The 23,133-nt window shown below is 44.8% G+C and carries 21 protein-coding genes; 5 read left to right on the top strand and 16 right to left on the bottom strand.

Annotated elements, in window-relative coordinates; translation table 11 throughout:
- Positions 1-19: 19 nt before the first annotated feature.
- Both ASG89_RS03455 and ASG89_RS03460 read right to left on the bottom strand, forming a co-directional pair.
- A complete protein-coding gene (locus ASG89_RS03455; protein ID WP_057308909.1) occupies positions 20-1,066 on the bottom strand; it encodes a hypothetical protein in 1,047 nt (348 codons plus the stop codon).
- 88 nt (positions 1,067-1,154) lie between these two features.
- Positions 1,155-2,090 (bottom strand): phosphotransferase family protein, encoded by a 936-nt coding sequence (locus ASG89_RS03460; protein ID WP_057308910.1) that lies wholly within the window; start codon positions 2,088-2,090, stop codon positions 1,155-1,157.
- A gap of 262 nt (positions 2,091-2,352) precedes the next feature.
- On the opposite strand from ASG89_RS03460, the gene ASG89_RS36965 reads away from it, so the two are divergent.
- Positions 2,353-3,450: a discoidin domain-containing protein gene (locus ASG89_RS36965; protein WP_162259669.1), complete on the top strand. Its 1,098-nt coding sequence runs from the start codon at positions 2,353-2,355 to the stop codon at positions 3,448-3,450.
- A 177-nt stretch (positions 3,451-3,627) separates the two neighbouring features.
- A complete protein-coding gene (locus ASG89_RS03470) occupies positions 3,628-4,893 on the top strand; it encodes a hypothetical protein (RefSeq protein WP_057308912.1) in 1,266 nt (421 codons plus the stop codon).
- Between the two features lie 92 nt (positions 4,894-4,985).
- Here the strand turns inward: ASG89_RS03470 and ASG89_RS03475 are convergent, their stop codons facing one another.
- From ASG89_RS03475 to ASG89_RS03505, 7 genes are all read right to left on the bottom strand, one after another.
- Positions 4,986-5,552, bottom strand: a complete 567-nt coding sequence (locus ASG89_RS03475) for a nucleotidyltransferase family protein (RefSeq protein WP_082592687.1) — start codon at positions 5,550-5,552, stop codon at positions 4,986-4,988.
- 162 nt (positions 5,553-5,714) lie between these two features.
- Positions 5,715-7,799, bottom strand: coding sequence for a pectate lyase (locus tag ASG89_RS03480; protein ID WP_057308914.1), 2,085 nt, complete (start codon positions 7,797-7,799; stop codon positions 5,715-5,717).
- Between the two features lie 280 nt (positions 7,800-8,079).
- Entirely contained in the window at positions 8,080-8,352 is a 273-nt protein-coding gene (locus ASG89_RS03485; RefSeq protein ID WP_057308915.1) for a hypothetical protein, read from the bottom strand.
- A gap of 96 nt (positions 8,353-8,448) precedes the next feature.
- Positions 8,449-8,898 carry an MFS transporter gene (locus tag ASG89_RS03490; RefSeq protein ID WP_057308916.1) on the bottom strand — a complete coding sequence of 150 codons (450 nt, stop codon included), beginning with the start codon at positions 8,896-8,898 and terminating at the stop codon, positions 8,449-8,451.
- A gap of 261 nt (positions 8,899-9,159) precedes the next feature.
- On the bottom strand, positions 9,160-9,738 hold the full coding sequence (locus ASG89_RS03495) for a hypothetical protein (RefSeq protein WP_057308917.1): 579 nt from the start codon (positions 9,736-9,738) through the stop codon (positions 9,160-9,162).
- Between the two features lie 441 nt (positions 9,739-10,179).
- The gene (locus ASG89_RS03500) at positions 10,180-11,736 is read right to left on the bottom strand and encodes an AMP-binding protein (RefSeq protein ID WP_200963418.1); all 1,557 of its coding nucleotides are present in this window, start codon (positions 11,734-11,736) and stop codon (positions 10,180-10,182) included.
- Positions 11,723-12,580 (bottom strand): SDR family NAD(P)-dependent oxidoreductase, encoded by an 858-nt coding sequence (locus ASG89_RS03505; protein ID WP_057308918.1) that lies wholly within the window; start codon positions 12,578-12,580, stop codon positions 11,723-11,725. The genes ASG89_RS03500 and ASG89_RS03505 overlap by 14 nt, the downstream gene beginning before the upstream one ends.
- A gap of 68 nt (positions 12,581-12,648) precedes the next feature.
- Here ASG89_RS03505 and ASG89_RS03510 point away from each other — a divergent pair, with 68 nt between their 5' ends.
- On the top strand, positions 12,649-12,873 hold the full coding sequence (locus ASG89_RS03510) for a hypothetical protein (RefSeq protein WP_057308919.1): 225 nt from the start codon (positions 12,649-12,651) through the stop codon (positions 12,871-12,873).
- Positions 12,874-12,893: 20 nt separating this feature from the next.
- Here ASG89_RS03510 and ASG89_RS03515 read toward each other — a convergent pair whose 3' ends face one another.
- Positions 12,894-13,757 (bottom strand): metallophosphoesterase, encoded by an 864-nt coding sequence (locus tag ASG89_RS03515; RefSeq protein WP_057308985.1) that lies wholly within the window; start codon positions 13,755-13,757, stop codon positions 12,894-12,896.
- A gap of 171 nt (positions 13,758-13,928) precedes the next feature.
- On the opposite strand from ASG89_RS03515, the gene ASG89_RS03520 reads away from it, so the two are divergent.
- Positions 13,929-16,274 carry a beta-propeller domain-containing protein gene (locus ASG89_RS03520; RefSeq protein WP_057308920.1) on the top strand — a complete coding sequence of 782 codons (2,346 nt, stop codon included), beginning with the start codon at positions 13,929-13,931 and terminating at the stop codon, positions 16,272-16,274.
- A 141-nt stretch (positions 16,275-16,415) separates the two neighbouring features.
- On the opposite strand, the gene ASG89_RS03525 is transcribed toward ASG89_RS03520, so the two are convergent.
- The 3 genes from ASG89_RS03525 to ASG89_RS03535 form a co-directional block, all read right to left on the bottom strand.
- Positions 16,416-17,072, bottom strand: coding sequence for an aspartate/glutamate racemase family protein (locus tag ASG89_RS03525; RefSeq protein WP_057308921.1), 657 nt, complete (start codon positions 17,070-17,072; stop codon positions 16,416-16,418).
- A 2-nt stretch (positions 17,073-17,074) separates the two neighbouring features.
- On the bottom strand, positions 17,075-18,346 hold the full coding sequence (locus ASG89_RS03530; RefSeq protein ID WP_057308922.1) for an FAD-binding protein: 1,272 nt from the start codon (positions 18,344-18,346) through the stop codon (positions 17,075-17,077).
- 169 nt (positions 18,347-18,515) lie between these two features.
- Entirely contained in the window at positions 18,516-19,325 is an 810-nt protein-coding gene (locus ASG89_RS03535; RefSeq protein ID WP_057308923.1) for a transporter substrate-binding domain-containing protein, read from the bottom strand.
- Between the two features lie 169 nt (positions 19,326-19,494).
- Between ASG89_RS03535 and ASG89_RS03540 the strand changes: the two genes are divergently transcribed.
- Positions 19,495-20,355 carry an EcsC family protein gene (locus tag ASG89_RS03540; RefSeq protein ID WP_057308924.1) on the top strand — a complete coding sequence of 287 codons (861 nt, stop codon included), beginning with the start codon at positions 19,495-19,497 and terminating at the stop codon, positions 20,353-20,355.
- Between the two features lie 281 nt (positions 20,356-20,636).
- On the opposite strand, the gene ASG89_RS03545 is transcribed toward ASG89_RS03540, so the two are convergent.
- From ASG89_RS03545 to ASG89_RS03555, 3 genes are all read right to left on the bottom strand, one after another.
- On the bottom strand, positions 20,637-21,437 hold the full coding sequence (locus tag ASG89_RS03545; protein ID WP_057308925.1) for a serine/threonine protein kinase: 801 nt from the start codon (positions 21,435-21,437) through the stop codon (positions 20,637-20,639).
- 32 nt (positions 21,438-21,469) lie between these two features.
- Entirely contained in the window at positions 21,470-21,724 is a 255-nt protein-coding gene (locus ASG89_RS03550; RefSeq protein WP_082592691.1) for a helix-turn-helix transcriptional regulator, read from the bottom strand.
- A gap of 125 nt (positions 21,725-21,849) precedes the next feature.
- Complete coding sequence (locus ASG89_RS03555; RefSeq protein WP_057308927.1) at positions 21,850-23,109, bottom strand: MFS transporter; 1,260 nt, start codon at positions 23,107-23,109, stop codon at positions 21,850-21,852.
- Positions 23,110-23,133 lie beyond the last annotated feature (24 nt).

The raw sequence follows: 23,133 nt of genomic DNA on the forward strand, positions 1-23,133 counted from the left end.
CCTTCATTTATGATGTTAATTATTTACTAGGCAAAGGTCTTCCTACTAGAAAAATTAGAAGGATCATCCCCATGTACCCGAAGAGGGGGTATAGATATGTAAGAAGCGAAGTAAAACCAACCTGACTAATGCCTAAACAGATCAGCAAAATACCCAGAACGACCCAATTGCGTGGCAGTGGATGTATGCGCCCAATATGTCGGGTAATTCCGAATACATTTCCAATTAACGTTGTTACGATTTCCCCGTAAATAACCAGGATGAATAGAACATGGAAGAACCGTCCAAACCCACGTATAATCTCAGCCATCGGAATTTCAAAATTCAAAATTTCCGGCATCCGCGAATGTATCGCCAAATGACTGATCATCAGCATAACACCAAGCCCAATCCCTCCCCACAGGCCGCCCCATTTCAAAATGCTCTCATCCTGCACCTCACTGCCTAACGGCACCAAAACTGCTTGAGCAAAGGCGAAATTTAAGGCGACATACGTAAACGGACTCATGATCCATTTCAAATGGGTACTTGCTTGCAGCTCTTGCCAATTCGCAGCTCCCCCAATCCCGTCTAACCCAACAACACGGATGATCACAAGCACCATGAAGAACAGCATCAGCGGCATCACAAGAGAATTAATGGCTAGAATCCCGTGCATATCTTTGCTCATAACCAAGTAGCACAGTAACATGCTAATGATGATTCCAAATTGATATGGCAGTCTCAGCTGCTCCTCGAAAATAGAACCAGTACCCGACATCATCACAGCGGTCACGCCGAATAGGATGATAAACGTCAAGGTATTCGCGACTTTTCCAAAAAAACCACCAAATAAATAATCGTTCAGCTCCTGATAAGAAGACGCCTTAAGTCGATGCGAGAGGATCATCATTTTCGTCCCAATCCATATAAAAAAGGCCGTTGCAATCCCTATACCAACTCCGCCATACGCTCCGTAGATCGTGAAGAAATGCATAATGGACTGCCCCGAGGCAAATCCTGCCCCCACCACAGTCCCCATATACGTAGCGGCGATTTGTAAAATCATGAGCGTTTTTGACTTCATAGCTCCCCCATAGTCAAGCAGTATCTTGTACATCTCCATTGTATGTAAGATAAGCTTGTATATGTCAGTCGACAGGAACTATGTGTTGTTAAATATGATTGGCCGTACTAGCTTCCGAAATAAACCAATTAGGCATACATTTCTCAAAGTTTTGATGGTCATCTAATACAACCCGAATCCTACCCAACATGGATTGGAGTTGCTCAGGAATCACCTGCAGCGTCCACGTAACTGTCGGAAAAATAATCATAGCCGTGTAAAGCGCGTACAATCGCCAGAACTCCTCCGGAACATTGCCATCAAAGTAACCTAGTATTTGCCCCCTACAGAAAGGGATACTAATTTCGCGGCTAAAATAAGCAATTTTCAAAAAATCATGGTAAGGGTCTCCCCAGTCGTATCGGTTAAAATCTATGACCCCCGCGTAGCTGCGATTATGAATGAGCAGATTGCTCGTGTGAAAATCATCATGCTGAAAGCGATTGGGGCGATTGCGCATGTACTTTGCATTGTGATTAATAAAAGAAATGATGGAGCCCTCTTCGGGCAGCTTAACACCGCATTTGCGATAGCTCTCATATTGACGAATATGTTTGGAGAATCTGTTATCATACCAGTCTTCGGAGTGAGGAGCAGGTATGTCATGCATAATACGCAGCTCTCGTCCAGCTTCTAGACCAACTTGGTATTGTTCATCATCCGATAAGGAAGGTAATACATCAAAGGCATCCTCGCCTTCTATATAACACAGCAGCATATAGCAAATATCGAGCGATTCGATCGAACCGAATTGCAGGGGTTTCGAAGTTTTTACCCCACGATCAAATACGTTAGCGACAACTTCGAATTCTGATTCCTTCCTTTTCATTTGCTCCAGAGGGGCCGTGCGTAAGACATAGAGAGGTGCTTCGCTATTTTCATATACAAAGTACTTACTATCGAAGGAGAATCCTTTCGTAATCCGTGTCATCTCGGTCACGTTATTCAAGGATGGTAGGTGCTTCTGAAGATCAGATAGATTCATAGGAATGCTCCTTTGGATGAGAAGATTTCACAATATGATCATTTTATTCGGTTTCCAAAAATTACACAATCCGATATAAAGATAGCCACTACCTTTTATGCCGAACACGTTCTACGATAAGAATTGAAACGTGTAAGCGTTATCATAACGAGGAGGTCATTTATGTCTAATTCCATGAAGCCCCCAACTAGATCTGCACAATTACAAGTCGCAGTACTCATTATGATGTTCGTTCTTGCACTCATCGTTCCAGTGCACAGCTATGCAGCTACCAGGAGACTATGTTCAAATCAAAGACTTGATAATAACAAATGCGAAGAAAGGGATTATGCAAGATAACGCCAACAATGGTTTGATTGATGGCATTGAAGTTTACAATATCGGCGAAGAAGGCGTCCACTATCGTGATGGGAGCTCGAATAATACAATTCAGAATTCCTATGTTCATGATACGGGCACACTTACCCCTGATTACGGTGAGGGCGTATACGTCGGATCTGATGTAGGCAAATGGGGAACGTACAATGCGGCAACGAACAATAACAAAATTAGCAATGTGACCATCGGACCGAACGTTAGGGCTGAATCTGTGGACATTAAGGAAGGTACGACGGGGACCATAGTGGAAAACAGTACGTTTAACGGTACAGGAATCAGTGGCGCGAATTACTCCGACAGTTTTATGGATGTCAAAGGAAACAATTCGATCATTCGGAATAACACCGTGAATCGGAATGGAAATTCTGTCATTGTGGATGCTTTTCAGGTTCATGAACGTTCGACAGGCTGGGGCTTTAACAATGACTTCTACAACAATATAGCCAATATGGATACGAGTACACCTTACGTTGTTAATGTGGATGGCGGTTCTGCTAAAGCATGTGGAAACACTCGCAGTCCTTCCGGCAATATGTATGTGGGCAGCATTACCACTTATATAAGCTGTTCGGGTGGCGGGGGCACAAGTCCTACCCTACTGGGTGTATCCGCAATAACTGATAGTGGTAATGATGGGAATGTTGCGTCAAATACCATTGACAACAGCTTGAGCACGCGTTGGTCTTCACAAGGTGATGGACAATGGATTAGGTACGATTTGGGCTCCAGCAAAACGGTTGCTTACTTGTCCATTGCTTTTCATCAAGGAGACGTGCGTACCACGACGTTCGATATCCAAGTATCCACCGATGGCTCGGTGTGGTCAACGGTCGTGAGCAATAAAGTGAGTACGCTGACACTCTCACAAGTGCAATACGATTTCACCGACACGATAGGTCGCTATGTTAGGATCGTTGGGCATGGCAACTCATCCGGCAATGGATGGAATAGTATCACAGAGGTAGATATGTACGGATATTAGTTGAGTTTAGCGTTATTACAAGCTGTCCAATAAGTAGATATTTCTACTATAGGGCAGCAGTCTCTAGAATCCGTCTATCCACCTGGCGCATATCTCCTTTGCCCAAGCCCAGCCCGAATAAAGCAGGAAGTAATTGGTTATCTTATGAGACATTAAGCTGTCGGGAGAAGATATCCTATGCCGCATAATCAAAAGTTCGAGTCAGCTACCATTAAACCTCGATATTCAAAAGGAAAAATTTCCTCATTCGGGATTAATTCGGTATATCCGCGCACCCCTTGGATTACAGCCATGTGGTCCGTTACCTTTCCAGGGTTTGGGCATATGTTTTTAGGTAAATATTTGCATGGTTTTGTACTTATTATTTGGGAACTTATAGTAAACAATCAGGCGCATATAAACATGGGTATTGCCTTATCCTTTCTTGGCAGGTTCGATGAAGCAAAGGCACAACTCTATCAGGACTGGACTCTGCTTTATGTCGCGGTTTTTGTATATAGCATCTGGGACAGTTACCGTTGTTCAGTTGAGCATGTTAAAAGTCACATTCTGTCCGAAGTTGAAGATGCACCAGTTACACCTTCAAATGTTAGCTCTTTTGACATTCTCGTCCTTGACAAGAAAACCCCTTGGGTAGGAATGGTCTGGTCGGTTTTATCACCTGGCTTGGGGCAATTATATGGTGGAGCTACAATTGTTGGCACATTTATTTTGGCCTGGTGGATATTTGTCTGTTATAAGGCCGTGGCTATTCGTTCTTGGCTCTATTCGTTTCTTGGAGATTTTGACGGTGCCTCCGCAATTGTAGATTGGCAGTGGTTTCTTTTTCTCCCTTCTATGTACGGTTTTGCAATTTACCAGGCGTATGCAGCCGTATGTGAAACAAATACTTTATTCGATATTGAGCAAATACGATACCTTAGAGTGAGGGATGAAAACTTGGCACAACAACCCACAACGGAAATCAATACCGTACAAATCATTGCCACATTTGAACATTCCCCTTTTGTAGAGATTGCAATTCATGAAATTGAGAAGTTAGGGGTGCCAGCGCAGAATATCGTTGCATTGCCTATAGAGAACCTTGAATCTGAAACACATATCATTGACTCTATTCATCGGGTCGATGGCAGAAGTATTCTGGACGGTGCTATGATAAGTGCAACCCTCTTTTCGGTTATAGGAGCTATCTATGGATTCGTATTATACTGGGGACCCATAATTTGGGGATTGCTTGGCTTAACAGGCGGCTTCTTCTTGGGATTGATGATCGAACTAGTGATCAATAAAAAGAAAATTAAATTTTCTGCAAGCCGCAAAAGCGAAGTTATTATAGAGATAACTTGTACTGTCTCTCAGCAAAATCAGTTGATTAAACTTCTTAAATTACGCAAAGCAAGCGGATTCGTAATTATGCCTCTACGATTACTCTCTAATTCATAAGCGCCATTATAAGATGACCTCTGAATAATCGGAAGTCATCTTTTTCAATTGGATTTATGATCATAAATGCAATTGAAACTCGCTTTCTTGCACTAAGTTGTGTGTATCACGGTCACCTTATGCCACTTACCTTGAAAATTCTTTTGTACGACTCGTTTTTCATATATAGCAGCAAGATGCTTATTCTCTGAGAAATAAGGGGTTGGCCTAATGATAATTTGGAGTACATCATCAATCCCACACGGGGTAGCTAACCGTATATGATCCTGATCGTCTAGCGTCAATCCTAACGCAGTTGCTGTCTCAGGGAACTTGGACATGGCATCTGTAGAAGACGAATAGGGGGGATTGTCATTAACCACATGCATTCTTGCCTGGTTTTTTACGGACCAAGGTACGTTTGGAATAATTTGTTTTAACTGTTCTTCCAATCGTTTCTCGAGATCCTCACTTACATTTGCAGCATCATAATAGATGACATCTACATCCGAGAGTGGTGTTCGTTCGTTATATTCATGAAGAGTATCCCAAATCTTCGAACGAACAAAGCCTGCACAAACCCACCAATCAGAGAGCCTTAAGGATCGAGCAGCCCTAAGGACGTCCATCATCCATTCATCCGTATGCACTAGGCCAATAATATCTTCTTTACTTTTCATCAACTCCAAAGCCCCCTCAACAAGAACATATATTCCTATATTATAAAAGGCAAAGCATTTATTGTAAAGTTATCCCATTTCTCTACTCATTAGTTGAATGAAAAAAAGAACCGCCAACACTATGCGAAATTCGCGCTACTGTTGGCAGTCTTTTTTAAGCAGTTATTCTACTTTCATGTAATACAGATTAGTAACATCCTCTTTTACAATGGTATGTGTGCCAGGTGCAAGTGATACACTGACAATGCCATTCGTCATTGCATAACTTGTTCCATCGATCTTAACTTTTAGCCCGTTTGCTGGATTAAACACTAAGGTTAATGTTTTAGCTGTTGTTGTGGTAAACCCAACACTGGTTGAGCTCTCCATTTTTAAACATTGCGTTAGGGTCAAACCATCATATACCACTGTTCCCTTACTAGTTGAAAGGTTCCCTACAATTGTGAAGAAACTGCTTGTTTTGCCATTTGTAGTAAAGTTATGAACAATGGAAGTCCCTGGTGTAGTTGTTGGCGCTGGTGAAGTTGTTGGTGCTGGCGTAGATGTTGGTGGTGTTGAATTACCTCCAACAGAGACAAGTTGCGTTGTGTAATTTAGAATTTTAGTCATTAATGCTGAATTGAGGTCAGATGATGTGTCATCAACTGAATCATTGAATGCCCATGTAAAGTCCCCATTACCTAGGCGTCCAGCCTCTGCCGTAACGACTTGTTCAACAGTGCTAACACTATCAATGTCCGCTGCATTTACTCCTGTATCGATCGTTGTATCGAAGTTATTATAAGATGTTCCACCTACTAATGCTTTGTATGAACTTGGAACTGTTTCGTTTCTTGTCGAAGCTAAATAGGCATCAAATGATGTTGCATTAGCCGGAGCTGATCCTGCATTGGAATTTGCATAAATAAGACCTCCAACAAGATCTACGACACTATTATTGTAGGCTTTAATCATACCGCCATTCTCACCAGAGAATGTACCTACGGCCCCGCCGGCAATATCAGTACCTTGTAAGGAAATCAACATTGGATTTTTAGAATGTCTGTAATAGTTTGATTCTACAAAGGCCGAGCCTGCTGTTGTCATACCAGATCCATATTTGGAGACGCCATCAAAGAAATTATTATAAATATGAATAGTTCCTTTTCTTATACGTGGATGACGTGAGTCAGAATGGTCAAACCAGTTATGGTGGAATGTCACAAAGAATTCAGATGATTCACTTAAACCGATTAAAGCAGCTTTTCCGGAATCCCAGTAATGATTGTATGATATTGTCGTATACGTTGATGCGCCTTTAAGGTCAGTTGAACCATCACCTTTGGCTTGGTCAGCATCTCCGCCTGCTTTTCCATACGTAATATCATTATTATGCACCCAAATATTCACATTACCTGTATCCATTGAAACGGCATCGTCTTGGAATAACAGGATACCAAGGTTTCTTACTTCTACATTACCGACATTTCTAAGTAGAAATCCCCATCCATAAACAGTAGCATCGTTTCCGATACCTTCAATTGTCGTATTCATTCGCGTATAAGCTGAAGCACCTTTTACTTGAAGAAATCCACTGCTATTAATGGATGAACCCATGTTAGAATCTGTCACTTTTCCAATAAAACGGATTGCAAGTGGTGTTTGATCGTAACCTTTTTGTCTTAATGCCAGAATTGCACCTAAACCAACAGCTGTTTGTTTAGCACCTGAGCTACTGGTTATCACATCAAGAGTTACTGTTTGAGCAGTCGCAGACGTTACATAAATAACTTGAGCACCATTCCTAAGTGTACCATCTTCATTATAGGCACCTGAACCTGTGCCAAATGTTGATTGATTTGCAAAAGCAAATCCAGATCTGTCATGTGCCTTTACTGTTAGCGTACTTGAAACATTACTTTCTTTTGAACCATCGGACAGTACGGCTTCAACTTTCATTACATAATTTCCAGCTGCAAGCCCTACAGCATCAGCTCTCCATTTGGAAGGGTATTGCCGGATTAATTGCGTATCCATTTGTTTATATTGAGAATCTGCTGCACTTGCAGGTTTCACATATACATTATAGCCCTGAGCATTGCTTACAGGTGACCATTCTACGAAGGCCGTCTCATTCCAGCCTCCACTGCCCGTGATCGAAACACCGATAGCATGTACGGCCTTACTGGCTACTCCGCTTGCGATAATAGATAGCGCCAAAGCAAACAATAAAACGTAACTCGTTACCTTTGTAACATTTTTTTTCAATGTAATTCCTCCCACGTATAATTGTTCTAACGCATCAGAAACCGCTTACAAGTTTACACATCCCCCCTCACTTCATCCAAACTCAGACTCAGCTTATCAGTTGAGAAAGAGGTTCCGAAACAATCATTTGCTCATATTTTCCATTTTTCTGAGCTAATGATTATCGACGCGAAATATGATACTCCCTACAAATCTTCAAAATACTGGAATCCTTAGAAGTGAACGCAAAAAAACTACCAACTCGGTTGGCAGCTTTAGATCGGCAAAAATGATTTCGCCCCTACATTTTAGATAACACAATAGAAACAATAATTCCGGCTATAGGAATCCAAAACAGATAGGATTTAAAAAGTCTAATCAACCGGTTGTTTTGCGTATCCAACATTTGTTTGTGATCATGATTCATTTGCATATCTGTTAATGCGCCTGTGGCGTTGGAAACATTGTTATAACTAGACATGCCTCCGCTTCCCACAAAAAATATGAGGACGGTTATTACCAAAAGAATTAATGAACCCATAAACAAATAATCAGAAACCTGTTGCATTGTCATCGCCCATACTCCTATTCTTTAAGCACCTTTTTCACTCTGCACTTGATCCACACGCATACGCTTGAATGCAATGAATAAGAAAATCACCATATCGATCTACAATCGGTCGACCATTTGATGCCAACCCGCCACTCGCGTTAATTGATCTTCAGGAGCTATGAGTGGAATGGCCGCTTGGAAGGCTGGAGCATGAAAAGCAGAAGCTGTAGAGCGTATCATCAAAATCACATATACAACTCCCAAACTCGGTTCACCAAAAAAGAAATATATGCCTAAAATTAAGCTAAAAAATGCGATTGCACTATCGGCAAGAATCATCGTTTTTTTACGGTTCCAGCGATCAAGCCAGACGCCTATAAATGGACCTAAAATCGCTTGTGGTAAAAAGCAGTAAGCCCAGCAATCATTAATACCGCGGCCGACCCCGTCATTTCTGTTAAATTCCAAATAATAGAAAAATTGACCATCGAGGACGTTAGTATTGAAAAAATTTACCCGCTGAATATGATAGCGAACGTTTTTTTCTCCACTGAAGTTCCATTCCATACCTCCTTTATCAATTTACTATATTAATCCCTAATAATGGAAGGAGCGGGTAGCGTGAATGATGAGAAAACAATTCATCAAAGTAATTATTTCTCAAAGAGTTGCGTTAATGTCGAGCGATGCTTATTCAGCCAGTCATTTCAAATCGATTTTCGCTTGCATCATAATCCCCCCGAACTAGAAGCCACTCATCAATACCACTACTTACAGAACAACGTCACCACATAGTGTTGGTGACGTTGTTCTAAGACTAAAATGCTACTATCCCTGATTGCCTTCGACGGCGACCAGCAGCACCGCGGCAGCTAGACCCAAGCGGCGATCCAGCTTGTCATTGTTGTCAGCGGAGAAATCAAGATTTAGCTTTTGGACGAATGGGTTGAAATTTTGTTTGAACTCCGCGACCTTGGTCCCATTCATCTCCACGTTGTAATGCTGAGGAATCAAATTCGTCAGAAACCTCCGCAAAAGAGCAAGCAGCGCGTTATCTTCCTTAATCAATCCGATCTCCTCATCACTGGGGCTCATAATGGCCCATTCATCCTTGAAGATCGACTTCATGCCTTTACGTCGCAAAGAACCTACCTTGTGACCCGTTTCTACATCAACTACGTCGAAGATTGAAGAGAAATCAATGACGCTTCGCGCTTGAATGCTGATCAACTCTTTTTGCATTGTTTCATCCCCGTATATTCGGATGTCTTCCTTCAGTTTGAAGGCTTTCATCTTCGAGAACAGAATTGCCCTTTCATCCATGTCGAAAATATCAATTTTAGCGCCTACTAGAGAAAGGATTTGTTTTCTAACCACATATGTTTGATGATTGAATTTCGAATTCAAGTCTTCACCCCCTGTTATATCTTCAACATTTCATTTAACAATCCTGCCTGTTTAATAACAAAAAGCTTGATAACGAAACGATATAAAGAATACTTCTCCAACACACACACTTGTTCTATGGGACGAACATATACTAGATTAATAAAGCTAGAAAGGGGGTATTCCCTTGACGCGATCAGAATCTTATTTGATTTGTAAAAAGTACCTCAATCGAGAAGTTACGATAAATACGACACACGGCACTTACCGTGGAACCATTGTGAAAGTCGACGGCCACAAGGTCTATTTGAAACAAACACGCACTGGAAAGAAAGCACATATCTCTTTCCTGCCATTTCTCCTCCCATTAGTTCTATTTGATCTCTTGGCCATTTTCCTTGTGGAATCCAGACCATGTTCTCCGTTCAGACCATTCATCTAATAAAAAAATGACTACCACAATCAAAGACTGTGGTGGTCATTTGTATTCAACGCCTTTTTATCCAATTTCCCTAAGGGTGTATAGGGCAATTGCTCAACAAAGCTGATCTCTTTGGGCAACTGAAATCGTGCCAATCTGGTGCGCAGCCAATCTAGGAGTTCATCTTTCGTCATTTTCGTACCAGGTATCAACTGGATCCACGCTTTCAACCGCTGTCCGAAAAGCTCATCCGCAATCCCGATGACAGCAGCATCCTCGATGAATGGGTGAGTGAGCAATATTTGTTCCACTTCGAATGGGTAGACATTCTCCCCCGCTGAAACAATCATACTGTCCACTCTGCCACGCAAAAAGTAATAGCCTTTCTCATCACGACAGCCCAAATCACCGGTTTCGATCCATGTCCGAGCCTTATTCCTCATCGACCATTTGTTTCGAATACAAATTTGACCTACGCTGCCGATCGGCGCTTCCTCTTTCTGATCATCCATGATTTTTACATGGACACCCTTAATCTTCCTGCCAATCGTGTGTGCGGAGTAGGCCAAATCCTGTGGAACAGCAAGGATATTCAATCCCGCTTCCGACGTGCCGTATAGATTGTACAACACTTCACCCAATTGACTTAGCGTCTCTCGAACCAGTTTAGGATTAAGCTCGGCACCGCCTGAAGCTATACAAGACAGCGATTTCAGATCGTCTGCGTTGGTTTTTAACATTTTATGCACCATTAAAGGAACGACTGTTACGATATCAACCCCATGCTCCCGAATTAACCGACAGGCGCTCTCTGCATCAAATCCCCGATGAATCACTACTTTTTTGCCCAAAGCGCAGAAAAGCAGCAGCACGGCCACCCCATAACCGTGATAAATAGGTGTCGCAATGTAGGCTGTATGCTTATTCAAGATCTGCAATCGTGTCAGAAACGCCGTAAAAGGATCCAAATAATTGAATAGCGATGGTTGATGCGCCGCTTCTTTGGCCTTGCCAGTGGTTCCCCCTGTCAGCAGTACGAGCTTCCCTGAGGACGCTCGGCGTTGTTTTTGCTTTTTCGATACCATCGTAGCCGATAAGTTATTGATTCCAGGATAAGTCGGATGATAGCTCAACAATTTGGCATTCAAGTACGTCGTTTGCTCAAGCAAAGCGCTTAGTTCCTCATCATAAACAACCAGCTGAAAATCTTTACTCTCCAGAATCGCCTGCAATTGATCCTTGCTCATTTCCGCATTCAGTAGATAGATATCTGCCCCCGTAAAAGAAACCGCATAGATGGCTTTCACCAGAGATGCATGGTTCTTGCACAAGAAGCCTACTCTCTGACCGGCAACAAGCTGGTATTTCATCTTCAGTAGGGCCGAAAGCTGTTTGGATTGTTCATACAATTGGCTGTAAGTTAGGGTTTCCTGCTCATCTGCCAAAGCGATTTTATCACCGTAGGTTCTAGCTGCAAACTGTAACAGAGCCATCAGATTGGTACCCGATGCGTAGATGGCGGAGGCTAACCGCAACAACGCGACCAGCGAGAGCAGTCTAATTTGGTATAACACATAGATCAGTTTACATATCCTCATGGCCGATACCCTTTTTTCTTGATATTCTAGGCATGGTTCTGACAAATACGGAAGCCAGCTGTCCAAAAATTAGCCACCACGGTTTGAAGGACTGCCTTCTGGTGTAGATGGCATTACCGATCATCTTGGCGACATGCTCTGGGGACATGGCCGGTAATCTGCGATAAGCAGCAGTTGGCAGAATCATGGGCGTTCTTACAAGCGGCAGATAGATCGATGTCGTGGCGATCCCCATCATGTTCAACTCAGAAGCGGCAGACCGAAACCAGGTGTCCAATGCTGACTTCGATGCCTGATAGGCCGCCCAATGAGGCATCGGAACTAACATCACATTGACCGTCGAAATGTTAATGATATGACCTTTCTTTTTTTCAAGCAGCGGTATGGTCGAGAGCAACAGCCCAACCGGCGCGAAATAATTAATCGCCATTGTACGGGTGAAATCATGATAACGGTCCAGCGACTCCCGAATAGAACGATGGATCGAATGCCCCGCATTGCTGATGACGATATCGAGCCCATCTGGCAGCTGATGGAGAAAGGTCAGCAGACCCTCCATGTCTTTCGGGTCTCGGAGATCAGCGGGGAACACACTTACGCGGGCTGCCGCTTTCGTTTCGATATCAAGTTTCATCGTGGCAAGCTTAGCCTCTCGTCTGGCTACCAAGATCAGGTGAACCCGCATATCGGCAAGCAGATAAGCAAGTTGTTCTCCGATTCCGGAACTAGCTCCAGTTATTAACACCGTCGTACCTGCTAGCTGGCGCTCTAGCTTCGGTTTGTTCAATTTCGTCGGTGGATATAAGAGATATGCGAGAAGTCTGTGTAGGTTAGCACTTGGCATGAATTCACTACCTTCCTTACCTTTTATGGTACTATAATGAGATGAATAGACGGTAAGGGGATACAAACATGAAGAATACAAATGAGGCTATCGTAGCGTGGTCGTTAAGCTATGAATTTGTTTTTTATCTACTTGCGGGGAGCTTATTTTTTATTTCCAAACGAACCTTTCCCCACTTCTGGAAATACCTGCTTTACACTTTCTTCACTCTCATTTGTATCTTCGTCGTTTACTTATATCCGAAAACATTATTTTTCGTTGTCTGGACCGTTTGCAAAAAAGAAGAACTATGAGACGACAGGTGTTTCGGTCGTTAAACCAACGTCAACACCGTAATCTCAGGTCGACACATAAACCGAATCGGTTGTACCGACACACCGATACCTCGATTCGTATAGAGAGTGAGCGACTTATTGTCCCCTACATGATAGAGTCCTGAAGAATATTTGACGCCATAAGGCACGGAAGCCAGTGGCCCAATGATTGGGAGTCTTACTTGTCCACCGTGGGAATGCCCCGACAGCTGTAAATGGACGGCTCCAGCAGCCGCAACAACATCGGCATAATCCGGTGCATGGGATAATAGGAGAACCCACTCTTCTTTTTTCGCTGACTGCATCGCCGCTTTCAGATTAGGAACGCCTTCCCACATATCCTCTACGCCGGCAATCCATATGGATTGGCTGTCTTTCTGAATCCGTAGTCCCCGATTACGCAGGCAGCGAAACCCTCCACCCTCTAACACATCCGCCACTTCTTCAACAGCACCATAATAATCGTGATTACCGAGCACGGCATAACAGCCGTATGGTGCTGTAATCTTCTTCAGAACATCCCGTATGTCTTGTCCTTGCCCACCAATCTCATAATCGACTAGATCGCCGGTAAAGCATACGATATCTGGCTTTTCCGCCTGAATGACATCGACTACCTCCGTTAATTGCTTAATATCCAGATGAAATCCAAAATGCAAATCGCTGAATTGCACTACCCGCAAACCCTTGAATGCCTCCGGCAGAGTAGGAAAAGCCAATGACATACGCTCCACTTGCAACCAACGGGGCTCCACCAGCGTGGCATACCCATAACTTAACGGCGGGACTGATAATAGACTTCCGCCCAGCAGCAAACCCTTTTTCAAAAAGGAACGACGACTCATTTTCTCTTTATTTTCCATATAACAATCATATAACAAATGGGGGCTATCTTGCTATTTCAACTCCTGCTACCCTTACCCAATCCAGAAAAATATTTCCAAAAGTATGCAACAAATCTTCAATTCGCTCCGTTTAGTGGATACAGATATAAATAATGGAAACCTACAATAACGAAGCAAAGGATGAGCTCGATGAAGAAAAAGGTTATGGCCGCAGGCCTCCTAACGACCGCGATCCTCTTAACATCCGCTTTTACGCCTGTCTCTACGAATGCTGGTCAGGAAACGGTCGTCAAGTTTGAGGGGCAACCGATCGCTTTCTCGCATCAGCTTCGCATGATGGATGGCGTTCTCATGGCCCCTGTTCGCGATCTTGTAACCGCTTTAGGCATGGAAGTAACCTGGAATGAAGCTGAACGAACTGCCGTTGTTACACGCGATGGGTACGAGCTGAAGCTGCCCCTAAATTCCGACTCTGCCAATATCAATGGGCAAGCGACCACGATGCATGGTACTACACAAATCGTAAGTGACTCTCTCTACGTCCCGCTGCGTTTCTTTATGGAAAGCGCCAATCATGTTGTTCGCTGGGATTCAGCAACCAGTTCCGTTAACATCACCAAGCAAACTGACAGCTTGCCGGTTGTGGGTACCTATGACCACTTGGTTACCCTGTTAACGCAGAATGAAAGCAACCAACGACACTCAGTAACGCTTCAGTCAAAATTAGCCATCTCTGATTCTACCACGACATCCTCGGCGCCAACGGCTTCCAGCAGTGCTGGTGTCACCGCCCAAGACTCCGCCAAATCCCCGTCACCCGAGTACTCTGGAACGAATGTGCAAGTGCAAGGTGTGGATGAATCGGATGTCGTCAAGTCAGATGGAACGTACATTTATACCGTAAATAAGCAGCGGATCATCGTCACACAAGCGTATCCAGCAGATCAGATGAAAGTGCTGAGTATTCTTGATTTCCCCACAACGGCCAACACCGCCAATACACAGTTTCAACCGAGTGAAATCTACGTAGACGATACGCATCTCATTGTGCTGGGACAATCTTATCAGAACCTGAAGCCCGTGCCTTACAATGAGGCTGCCAGCAGTGGTAGTAGTAGTATTAGCATTGCAGATAAGAGAATGATTTCACCTATCCGATCACAGGCAACGACGAAGGTCATGGTTTACGATCTCGCGGACCGGAGTAACCTGAAGTTAGTTAAAGAAGTTGAACTAGAAGGAAACTATATATCTTCCCGCAAAATCGGGACATCGCTTTATTTTATCGCCAATAAATATGTGAATTACTATCACTACCGGGAAATGGCGAATACGGATGATGCCAAAAAAGAACTAGCCCCTGCTTACCGTGATTCCTCGGCAGGTGATTCTTTCACCTCGATTCCGTTGGATCAAATCTACTATTTGCCTAAAGCCCTTGAGCCGGGCTATGTGCTCATCGGTGGTCTTAACCTGGACGATCTGACGCAGACGATGAATGTCACTTCGTACCTCGGCTCAGGGCAGAATGTGTACGCGTCAGAAGAGAACTTATACGTGGCAGCCACAACCTATGAAGATCAACAGCAGGACACGATTCTCTATCAATTCGGGCTGAACACAGGCAAAGCTATCTATAAAAATACCGGCAAAGTGCCTGGTCATCTACTTAATCAATTCTCGATGGATGAGTATAACGGTCACCTCCGTCTTGCTACAACCACAGGTGAAGTCTGGCGCACAGATGAGGGCACATCGAAAAACCACGTCTATATCCTTGACACGAATCTGAAAGAGGAAGGCAAAATCTTAAACATTGCGCCAGGCGAACGCATTTATTCTACCCGCTTCATGGGCGACCGCGCATATATGGTTACTTTTAAAAACACGGACCCGCTATTCGTCCTAGACTTAAAGCAGCCCGATCAGCCGAAATTGTTAGGGGCATTAAAGATTCCAGGCTATAGCAACTATCTGCATCCTTATGATGAAAACCATATTATTGGCTTCGGCAAGGATACCGTTGAAGTCGCGAACAAAAACGTAGCAGGCTCACAATCCATCGCCTATTATCAAGGCATGAAGGTGGCATTGTTCGATGTATCCGATGTGAATAATCCGAAGGAGAAATTTACCGAGCTGATCGGGAATCGTGGAACAGATTCGGAGTTGCTGAACAATCACCGTGCGTTGCTCTTTTCTAAAGAGAATAATTTGCTATCCTTCCCTGTTACCGTGATGAAAATCGATCCGGCCGCCAATTCGAAGAATCCGGCTAGCGCATACGGAAGCTTTGCTTTCCAGGGGGCGTACGTTTATAACCTTGATTTAGAAAAAGGTTTCCAGTTCCGCGGCGGCATCACCCATCTCTCGCAGGAAGATCTGCGTAAAGCGGGGCAGCATTACTATGCTGGTGACAAACAGGTGCAGCGCGTCCTCTATATCGGCGATATCCTATACACCGTTTCGAACGGGTTCATTAAAGCGAACGACCTTACTACGCTACAGGAAAAGAATACGGTAGCCATCCCGTAATCACGTAGGAGAATTAATAAACTCACATCCGATCAACTCACTCTGCTGACGCAGCAAAGCAGACTTAGACTTCTACTTCAGTAAGCCAAAAAGCCCCGAATCCTATAGGGATCGGGGCTCTTCCTATTTCTACAAATCAATTTACAAGGTCAAAACATCTTTCATATACGTGGCTAATGAATCGAGTTGGTTCCCAACGTTGCGCTTCGTTTGCTTCTCAGCAGCCTGTGCCGCTGGAACCATCGAGAGTTGGGCCGCAATTACACGCTTCGTTGGATTCGCCTCGATCACTTCGATCAAACCCTGCGTGACAGCTTCGATGTATTCATTCTTCTTACCTTGCATGATGAGATCAAACGTATTCTCCAGCAAAGCGGGTGTTGCGTCTAGCACTTTCCCCTTCGTAGTGGCGTAAGCGGCTAGTTGGTTCATTGTACCTTGTACAGTACTTGGATTCGTGAAAGCAATGATTGTGGGCTGATCTAGCTGACAGATCTCTTCGAACAGCGGATCATCAATTTTGATGACCGGAATAGGAAAACGATGAACATTTTCATCATAAATTGCTGTAAAAAAAGTGCAGGTTATTAAAATCGCATCTACGTGGCTTTTGGCTATCCAGTTCAGTGTGTCGAGCACTTTCTTTTGAGCCATTTCGGTCGTGAAATCCGCATCCTTCTTGATCCGATCCAGACCTGGATCTACATAATGAATGAGCTCCACCCCTAAACTGCGCAGGGCATTTTCAATATGCTCGATATTGGAATAATGGGCATGAAAGCATCCGATTCTTTGCATCGTTAGTCTCCTAAAATGTACGTTCTCAAGAAGGCATTACGAAACTTGCCATCTGGATCACATTGGCGAAGCAATTGCTGAAAGTCCGGCAGCTTCTCATACATGGACTGCACTCGATCGGGAGACATCGTAAACAGCTTGCCCCAGTGGGGCCGAGCATCAAAAGGCTCGAGTTGCTGTTCCATGATAGGCAGTAGTTGCTTCACAGCTTCCCAATTCGGTTTCCATGTAAAATGAAAAGCCACCATCTCCTGCTTATAGCAGGGACTCATCCACAAATCATCTTCAGCAATTGTACGTACCTCAGATACATAAAGCAGTGGCGATATAAGCTCTTTGATACCGTCGAGCGCGCATAGTGCCGCATACGCATGTTGACGGGGCACGTAATATTCGCTCTGCAATTCTTCCCCCGCGCTAGGCGTGAAATCCATCCGAAAGTGCGGCATCCGTTCATGCCAAGGTCCTGGTATTCCCATTTGTTCACTGCAATTCTCGGAGGTGTGACCTGGCACGGGATGGCGATGTGCGTCAGCGAGCTTAGCTCCGAACAATTCAGCTACCACCTGCTCAGTAGTGGAGGATGAATCCTTGATTACCTGCTTCTTCCACAGTTGATTAAACGAGGATTCCTGCCAGTTTGTGAAAAGACTAACACTATAGCCGCTAGAAAAAATGTCATTGAAATGAGCTTCAAGCTGCGCCAAGGGCAAGTTGTCGTACACATGTTGATACATTTCAAAGGATGGAACTACGTTCAAGGTGATTTTCGTGACTACGCCTAATCCACCTAGTCCAACTGCGGCACCGGCAAGACGACCATCTTCAAGATCACGAGAGAACAGCGCGATACTTCCATCTGCAGTTACCACTTCCATGGCATGCACGGCTGTTGCCAAATTACCATGGCGATCACCAGAACCATGTGTAGCGGTTGCACATGCGCCTGCAACAGTAATATGAGGTAAAGATGCGAGATTGTGCAGCGCATACCCATTCGCATGAAGATATTCACCTAACTCACCATAGCGAATGCCTGCTTCAACCGTTACCCTATGGTTCGTTTGGTCCAATTCAATCACTCGGTTCAGCTTCTCAAGCGAGATCAAGTTTTCCGTACAATCGGCGATCCCATTAAACGAATGGCGCGTGCCAAGCACTTTGATTTGTTGACTACTTGCTACTAATGCTTGTACTTCTTCAACGTTCGCGGGAACATAATAGTTGGAGGCGCTGTACGTATAATTGCCAGCCCAGTTGCGATTATTCATCATCGATGTAGCACACCCTTTCCTTCAACCATTTTAACATATGGCACTATCGAAGCCTAAATCCATTAATCTACATGGGTAAAAGGATGACCTCTCCCTTTAGGAAAAGTCATCCTAACTTTGAATTTAGCGTTGTGTCTGTTTAGGGTCCCCACTTCAACTTGTCCTATCATTACGCTTCGTGTTGTTGGTCATATTCCATTTCTTTTTTTATTTTGCTCGGCATCATGGTAGGTTTGCCACCGAACCACTTCGTATACAATTCTTCATAAGTGCCGTCCTTGGATACGGATTGGAGCGCTTCACTGATCTTCCCAAGGTGCTTATTTTTCTTTTTGGCAACGATCGCAAGATTATCTTTGTTGAACGGATCTCCTACAATTTTCACCTTGCCTTGACCGGCGTTCTTGATGTAATCCTGCGCATTGCGTTCATCTACAATAACAGCGTCTGCTGTATGACTGACTAATTCATTGTAAGCATCCGTAATGTTGGAGAAGCTATGGATTTTCACCCCTGGAATTGCACTCGCATAGTAAAAACCCGTAGATCCGTTTTCGGTAGCCACTATTTTTTGCGCTAAGTCCTCTTTGCCCTTCATCGTCGCGTTCTCGGCAGCAGCAAGCATGACCAGATTGGTTTTCAAGTACGGATCTGAATACTCAAGATCGTTGCTCTTCGCATTCAAAACAGTCTTCCCCGCAATGGCCACATCGATATTGCCATCCTTTAAGGCTTTGCTCATTTCACCCATTTCAATTGGAACCAGTTCATACGTAAGTTTCGATTTTTTAGCGAGCGCCTGCCATAAATCGACCTCAAAGCCCTTCTTCTCTCCCCCATCCACAAATGTAAAAGGGCGATCATTAGGATCAATGCCGACTTTAACCGTTTTATTCTGCGTGCAGCCTGGAACAATCAGCGCTGCCAACAGGGTGATCGAGAGGATAATTCCTCGTTTACTTCTAACGCCTGCCTTCATTGCTTCAACACCCTCCTCATTGGGTAAACATAGGTATTATTTGTCAATGTAGTTGTAGTTATGCAAAACAAGAAACCAGCCGAGCCCTAGCGTTCGGATTTGAGGATATCCCCTGCATCCAAAACCGATCCTATACGTATTACCTTAGAAGGAAGGAGCTGCTTTACACATGACTACCCCTGAACAAGAACGAATCCATGAAACAAGACACGAGCTGCAGACGGCCCTTAAAGAGATAGAAGCCTGGGAAGCGGAACAGAAAGATCTTTGGTTTTGGGAAAAGCTTGGACGGCTTCCCTTCCAAGTGCTGGACCGATTAACGCCAAAGTTTCTGAATAAGAAAATAGGTGAAGCCTTGGACGAGCTCGGGAACTATTTGCAAGCAGGCGGGCGGTATTTGATTTCGGAAAAGGGAACTTTGCGGCATATTGAGGAAGTGTTTGAGCGGGAGAGCGGTGAGCCAGATGGGCTCACTGAGGCGCTTACGATAGAAAAGGCAGGCATTTTACCTCTTCAGGTATTGGATGTGACCGCTAATGAAATTATCCAAAGTCGTTCAAAAATCGCCACCTTGCAAGGCGCAACAACGGGCATCGGCGGCATTCTTACGCTCGCTATTGATATTCCCGCCATCCTCGGATTATCTCTGAAAACGATTCAGGAGATCGCCATCTGCTATGGCTATGATCCCAAAGATAAGCAAGAGCGGATCTTCACGATCAAAGTGCTGCAATTCTCATCCTCCGACATCGTCGGCAAAAAAGCCATACTCGAAGAGCTGGCTGACTACGCCGCAGCGGATAAGGAGAAAGTGCAAATGATCTCGCAGCTTCAGGGCTGGCGTGAGGTGTTCGCCACATACCGCGATAATTGGGGGTGGAAGAAGCTGTTCCAGCTCATCCCGATCGCGGGCATTCTCTTCGGCGCTTGGATCAACCGCGGCACGCTGAAGGATGTGGGCGAAGCCGCGAAAATGTTGTATCGCAAGCGGCGCATTCTGGAACGTTTGAACGCCCAAGTGGATGGCTAGCTGAAACCATCCCACACGCTTACCGTAATAAGGAGTAAACCGCGAAAGGAGGAATGTAAGGTGATCAAATATTTACTGCGTAAATTATTAGGATCTCTTCTCCATTCCAGGCGAGGCCGTCATTATCGACATAGCAGCTCTAATTATCGCGCACATGTTACGCGACGTTATTCCTCAAGTGACCGTGGAGGGCACGGACACCGCTATCAAGGACAAAGTTATTACAGAAATAGAAGAGGAAGCTCCAGTTAATCCGAAGCCGCGAAAGTGGCTTTTTCTTTTTAAACTAATATGATGTCCAATTCCTCGATACAGGCTTGCGTGTTCGCATATGGCGGGTCGATTTGCAATAATTTCCGGATGATAAGTTTCGTATGCGTGGATATCGACAATTCCTCTTCCCACCCTCTGCTTGCCTCCTCCTGCTCTTCCCTCGACTCAAAGGTCGAATACAACATAAACAAAAAGAAGTGGCCGATGGCGTAGAGATCTGAAGTGACGTCTACGATTCTCCTCCGAATCAGCTCTTCGTCGGAATCTATCGTTAACCGTGGCGACTCTCCTAGACGAGCGGCTAAACCGAAATCGATTAAGCTCATACGTTCCTCGTCTATGATGACATTCGGGATGCGAATATCCAAATGCACGATCCCATGCTCATGTATAAAGAGAACGATATCCAGCAGGCGGCGTATGAGGATTAAAGCGTCCTTTTCAGCAAATTGAGCTCCCCGTTCAAAAATTAAATCTTCAACCGTCTGACCTTTGATAAATTCAGTTACCAGATACAATCTTTTGGACTCTTCGAAAGTCCCATAGCAACTTGGTATGGAAGGATGTTCCAATTGGCGCATGATCGCCATCTCACGGTGCAAAAGGTCATGTCCCAGCTGCCCCTTACTCGGCTTCGCTTGCTTCACGGCGACTTCCTGGCCCGTGTTCTTGTCCAGACACAAGTAAGTCAGCCCATAACTTCCCATCCCTAGGAAACGTTTAATCTGATATTGACCTCGAATGACCTCGCCTCTTCGCCTAGGATAGTCGATCCATGCTTCATATACTCGTTTCAAATAGGGGATCACAGGTTTAACGCCCTCCTTCTCTCTCCGTTTTCCTACACTTGCAATCGAAAAGCCAGCGGCCCTGTACCATGATGCTTGCGAAACACACTATAGAAATACGTGGAGTCGCAGTATCCGAGTTCTAGCGAGATTTCTTCAATACTTCGTTCCGTCGACAGAAGCAGTTCTTCTGCTTTAGCAAGCCTTAGCTTATGCATGAATTGTAGCGGTGGGCAGCCAAATGCCTGCGAAAAGCATGTAATGAGATAGGGAGGTGTTTTACCCACATGATCGGCAAGTTCCTTCACCGTTAGCGGAGAACGTCATTCGAGCGGAGGCATCACGTGCAACGCTGCAACTGGAATTGCGCTAGGCGATAGTGAAGAAGGACCGACGGGATATCCACCGGTCCTTCTTCACTATCGCTTTTGCCTCAAGTTTGGCCCTGCAATCTCCGATCCAGCTTGCCCTGGACGAACCAAGCATACATGGCAAACCCGGCTAGCAAAGCCACCGCGGTAAGCAGGAATGGCATCGAATAATGATTGCCCGCCAATATGTAGCCCGCCCAGTAGGAGGCAATCGTATTCCCGATGCTCCGGGAAACGGTCCGCATGCCTGCGAACAGGTTGCGGTCTTCCTCCGCCACAGCTGACATGCATTCGCTGTCCATTAAGTTGTTCAGCATCGTGAAGCCCGTCCCGCGAATCAGCAGCAGAATAGCGAATACCGTGGTTGGCATGACGAGCGCCATCAACGCTACGATAACGATATTGTACAGAAACAGGAACACGAACGTCCTACGGCTTCCCCATCTTTCTACGACATAAGGCATGACGATCGAGCCGATGAAGAAGAAAAATCCGGACAACGCCAGCACGCCGGAGATATTCCCATCATCCATCTGAAATCGGAATTTCAGGATGACATTCAAGAACGGACTGAGCAGCCCGAACGTAAAGCCCGAGTTGAACATCAGCAGGGAAAGCAGCAGCAGGAAATACATCGCATGCCTTTTCTTCGGTCGCTCCGAAGGCTTCCCTGCTTTGCTGCCATTCTTCTCATCTGCGCCGGTGCCGTTGATTTGTGCCTTGGTATGATTAGACGGCAGCAGCAATCCCCGCAATATGCCCGAAAGCCCTAAGCATCCACCAGCAATGAAAAAGGCATATTGATACATCGTTGTATGTCCGGGCATCCATTCGGGTAGATAACCACCAAGCCACGTGCCTAGACCGGTAAATAGTGTAAATATCGCGAACAAGAGCGAGTAGGCACTTGTTTCTTCTTTTTTTGTGCGGCAATATTGGAAAATCAACTGAATTTCTGAGTTCACGATCGCTGTAATCCCAAGCGAGTACACAAGCTGCGCGACGGTTACCGCGCCAATACTGGTTCCGATCCCGAACAGTGTGAGTGACAGGAAGGCCAATAGCATACCGATGACGAGCATCGTTTTGCGCCCAACAAGTTTCACGATGAACCCCGCAGGCAAGCTGGCCAAACCAATTGTGAGCGCCCCGAGTGATGTTATCTTACCGATATCTCCTTTGGAGAAACCGAGGTCTAATAAATGTAAGTTAAGGATGAGACTAGAGATCCCGACTCCGATGCCAAACAAGCTTTCTGTCGCTATGAACCGCTTTACATTAGGCGATAAATCACGAACTAAATTTACGGTATACGTCCACATAGATGCACCTTTCTTCTTGTTGTT

It is taken from the genome of Paenibacillus sp. Soil766 (assembly GCF_001428105.1).
Taxonomy (GTDB): Bacteria; Bacillota; Bacilli; order Paenibacillales; family NBRC-103111; genus Paenibacillus_E.

What these genes read in the sequence shown, in the direction of transcription:
- ASG89_RS03455 (WP_057308909.1), bottom strand. Translation starts at nt 1,066, where the DNA reads ATGAAGTCAAAAACGCTCATGATTTTACAAATCGCCGCTACGTATATG.
- ASG89_RS03460 (WP_057308910.1), bottom strand. Translation starts at nt 2,090, where the DNA reads ATGAATCTATCTGATCTTCAGAAGCACCTACCATCCTTGAATAACGTG.
- ASG89_RS36965 (WP_162259669.1), top strand. Translation starts at nt 2,353, where the DNA reads ATGCAGCTACCAGGAGACTATGTTCAAATCAAAGACTTGATAATAACA.
- ASG89_RS03470 (WP_057308912.1), top strand. Translation starts at nt 3,628, where the DNA reads ATGCCGCATAATCAAAAGTTCGAGTCAGCTACCATTAAACCTCGATAT.
- ASG89_RS03475 (WP_082592687.1), bottom strand. Translation starts at nt 5,552, where the DNA reads ATGAAAAGTAAAGAAGATATTATTGGCCTAGTGCATACGGATGAATGG.
- ASG89_RS03485 (WP_057308915.1), bottom strand. Translation starts at nt 8,352, where the DNA reads ATGACAATGCAACAGGTTTCTGATTATTTGTTTATGGGTTCATTAATT.
- ASG89_RS03490 (WP_057308916.1), bottom strand. Translation starts at nt 8,898, where the DNA reads ATGGAATGGAACTTCAGTGGAGAAAAAAACGTTCGCTATCATATTCAG.
- ASG89_RS03500 (WP_200963418.1), bottom strand. Translation starts at nt 11,736, where the DNA reads ATGAGGATATGTAAACTGATCTATGTGTTATACCAAATTAGACTGCTC.
- ASG89_RS03505 (WP_057308918.1), bottom strand. Translation starts at nt 12,580, where the DNA reads ATGCCAAGTGCTAACCTACACAGACTTCTCGCATATCTCTTATATCCA.
- ASG89_RS03510 (WP_057308919.1), top strand. Translation starts at nt 12,649, where the DNA reads ATGAAGAATACAAATGAGGCTATCGTAGCGTGGTCGTTAAGCTATGAA.
- ASG89_RS03515 (WP_057308985.1), bottom strand. Translation starts at nt 13,757, where the DNA reads ATGGAAAATAAAGAGAAAATGAGTCGTCGTTCCTTTTTGAAAAAGGGT.
- ASG89_RS03520 (WP_057308920.1), top strand. Translation starts at nt 13,929, where the DNA reads ATGAAGAAAAAGGTTATGGCCGCAGGCCTCCTAACGACCGCGATCCTC.
- ASG89_RS03525 (WP_057308921.1), bottom strand. Translation starts at nt 17,072, where the DNA reads ATGCAAAGAATCGGATGCTTTCATGCCCATTATTCCAATATCGAGCAT.
- ASG89_RS03530 (WP_057308922.1), bottom strand. Translation starts at nt 18,346, where the DNA reads ATGATGAATAATCGCAACTGGGCTGGCAATTATACGTACAGCGCCTCC.
- ASG89_RS03535 (WP_057308923.1), bottom strand. Translation starts at nt 19,325, where the DNA reads ATGAAGGCAGGCGTTAGAAGTAAACGAGGAATTATCCTCTCGATCACC.
- ASG89_RS03540 (WP_057308924.1), top strand. Translation starts at nt 19,495, where the DNA reads ATGACTACCCCTGAACAAGAACGAATCCATGAAACAAGACACGAGCTG.
- ASG89_RS03555 (WP_057308927.1), bottom strand. Translation starts at nt 23,109, where the DNA reads ATGTGGACGTATACCGTAAATTTAGTTCGTGATTTATCGCCTAATGTA.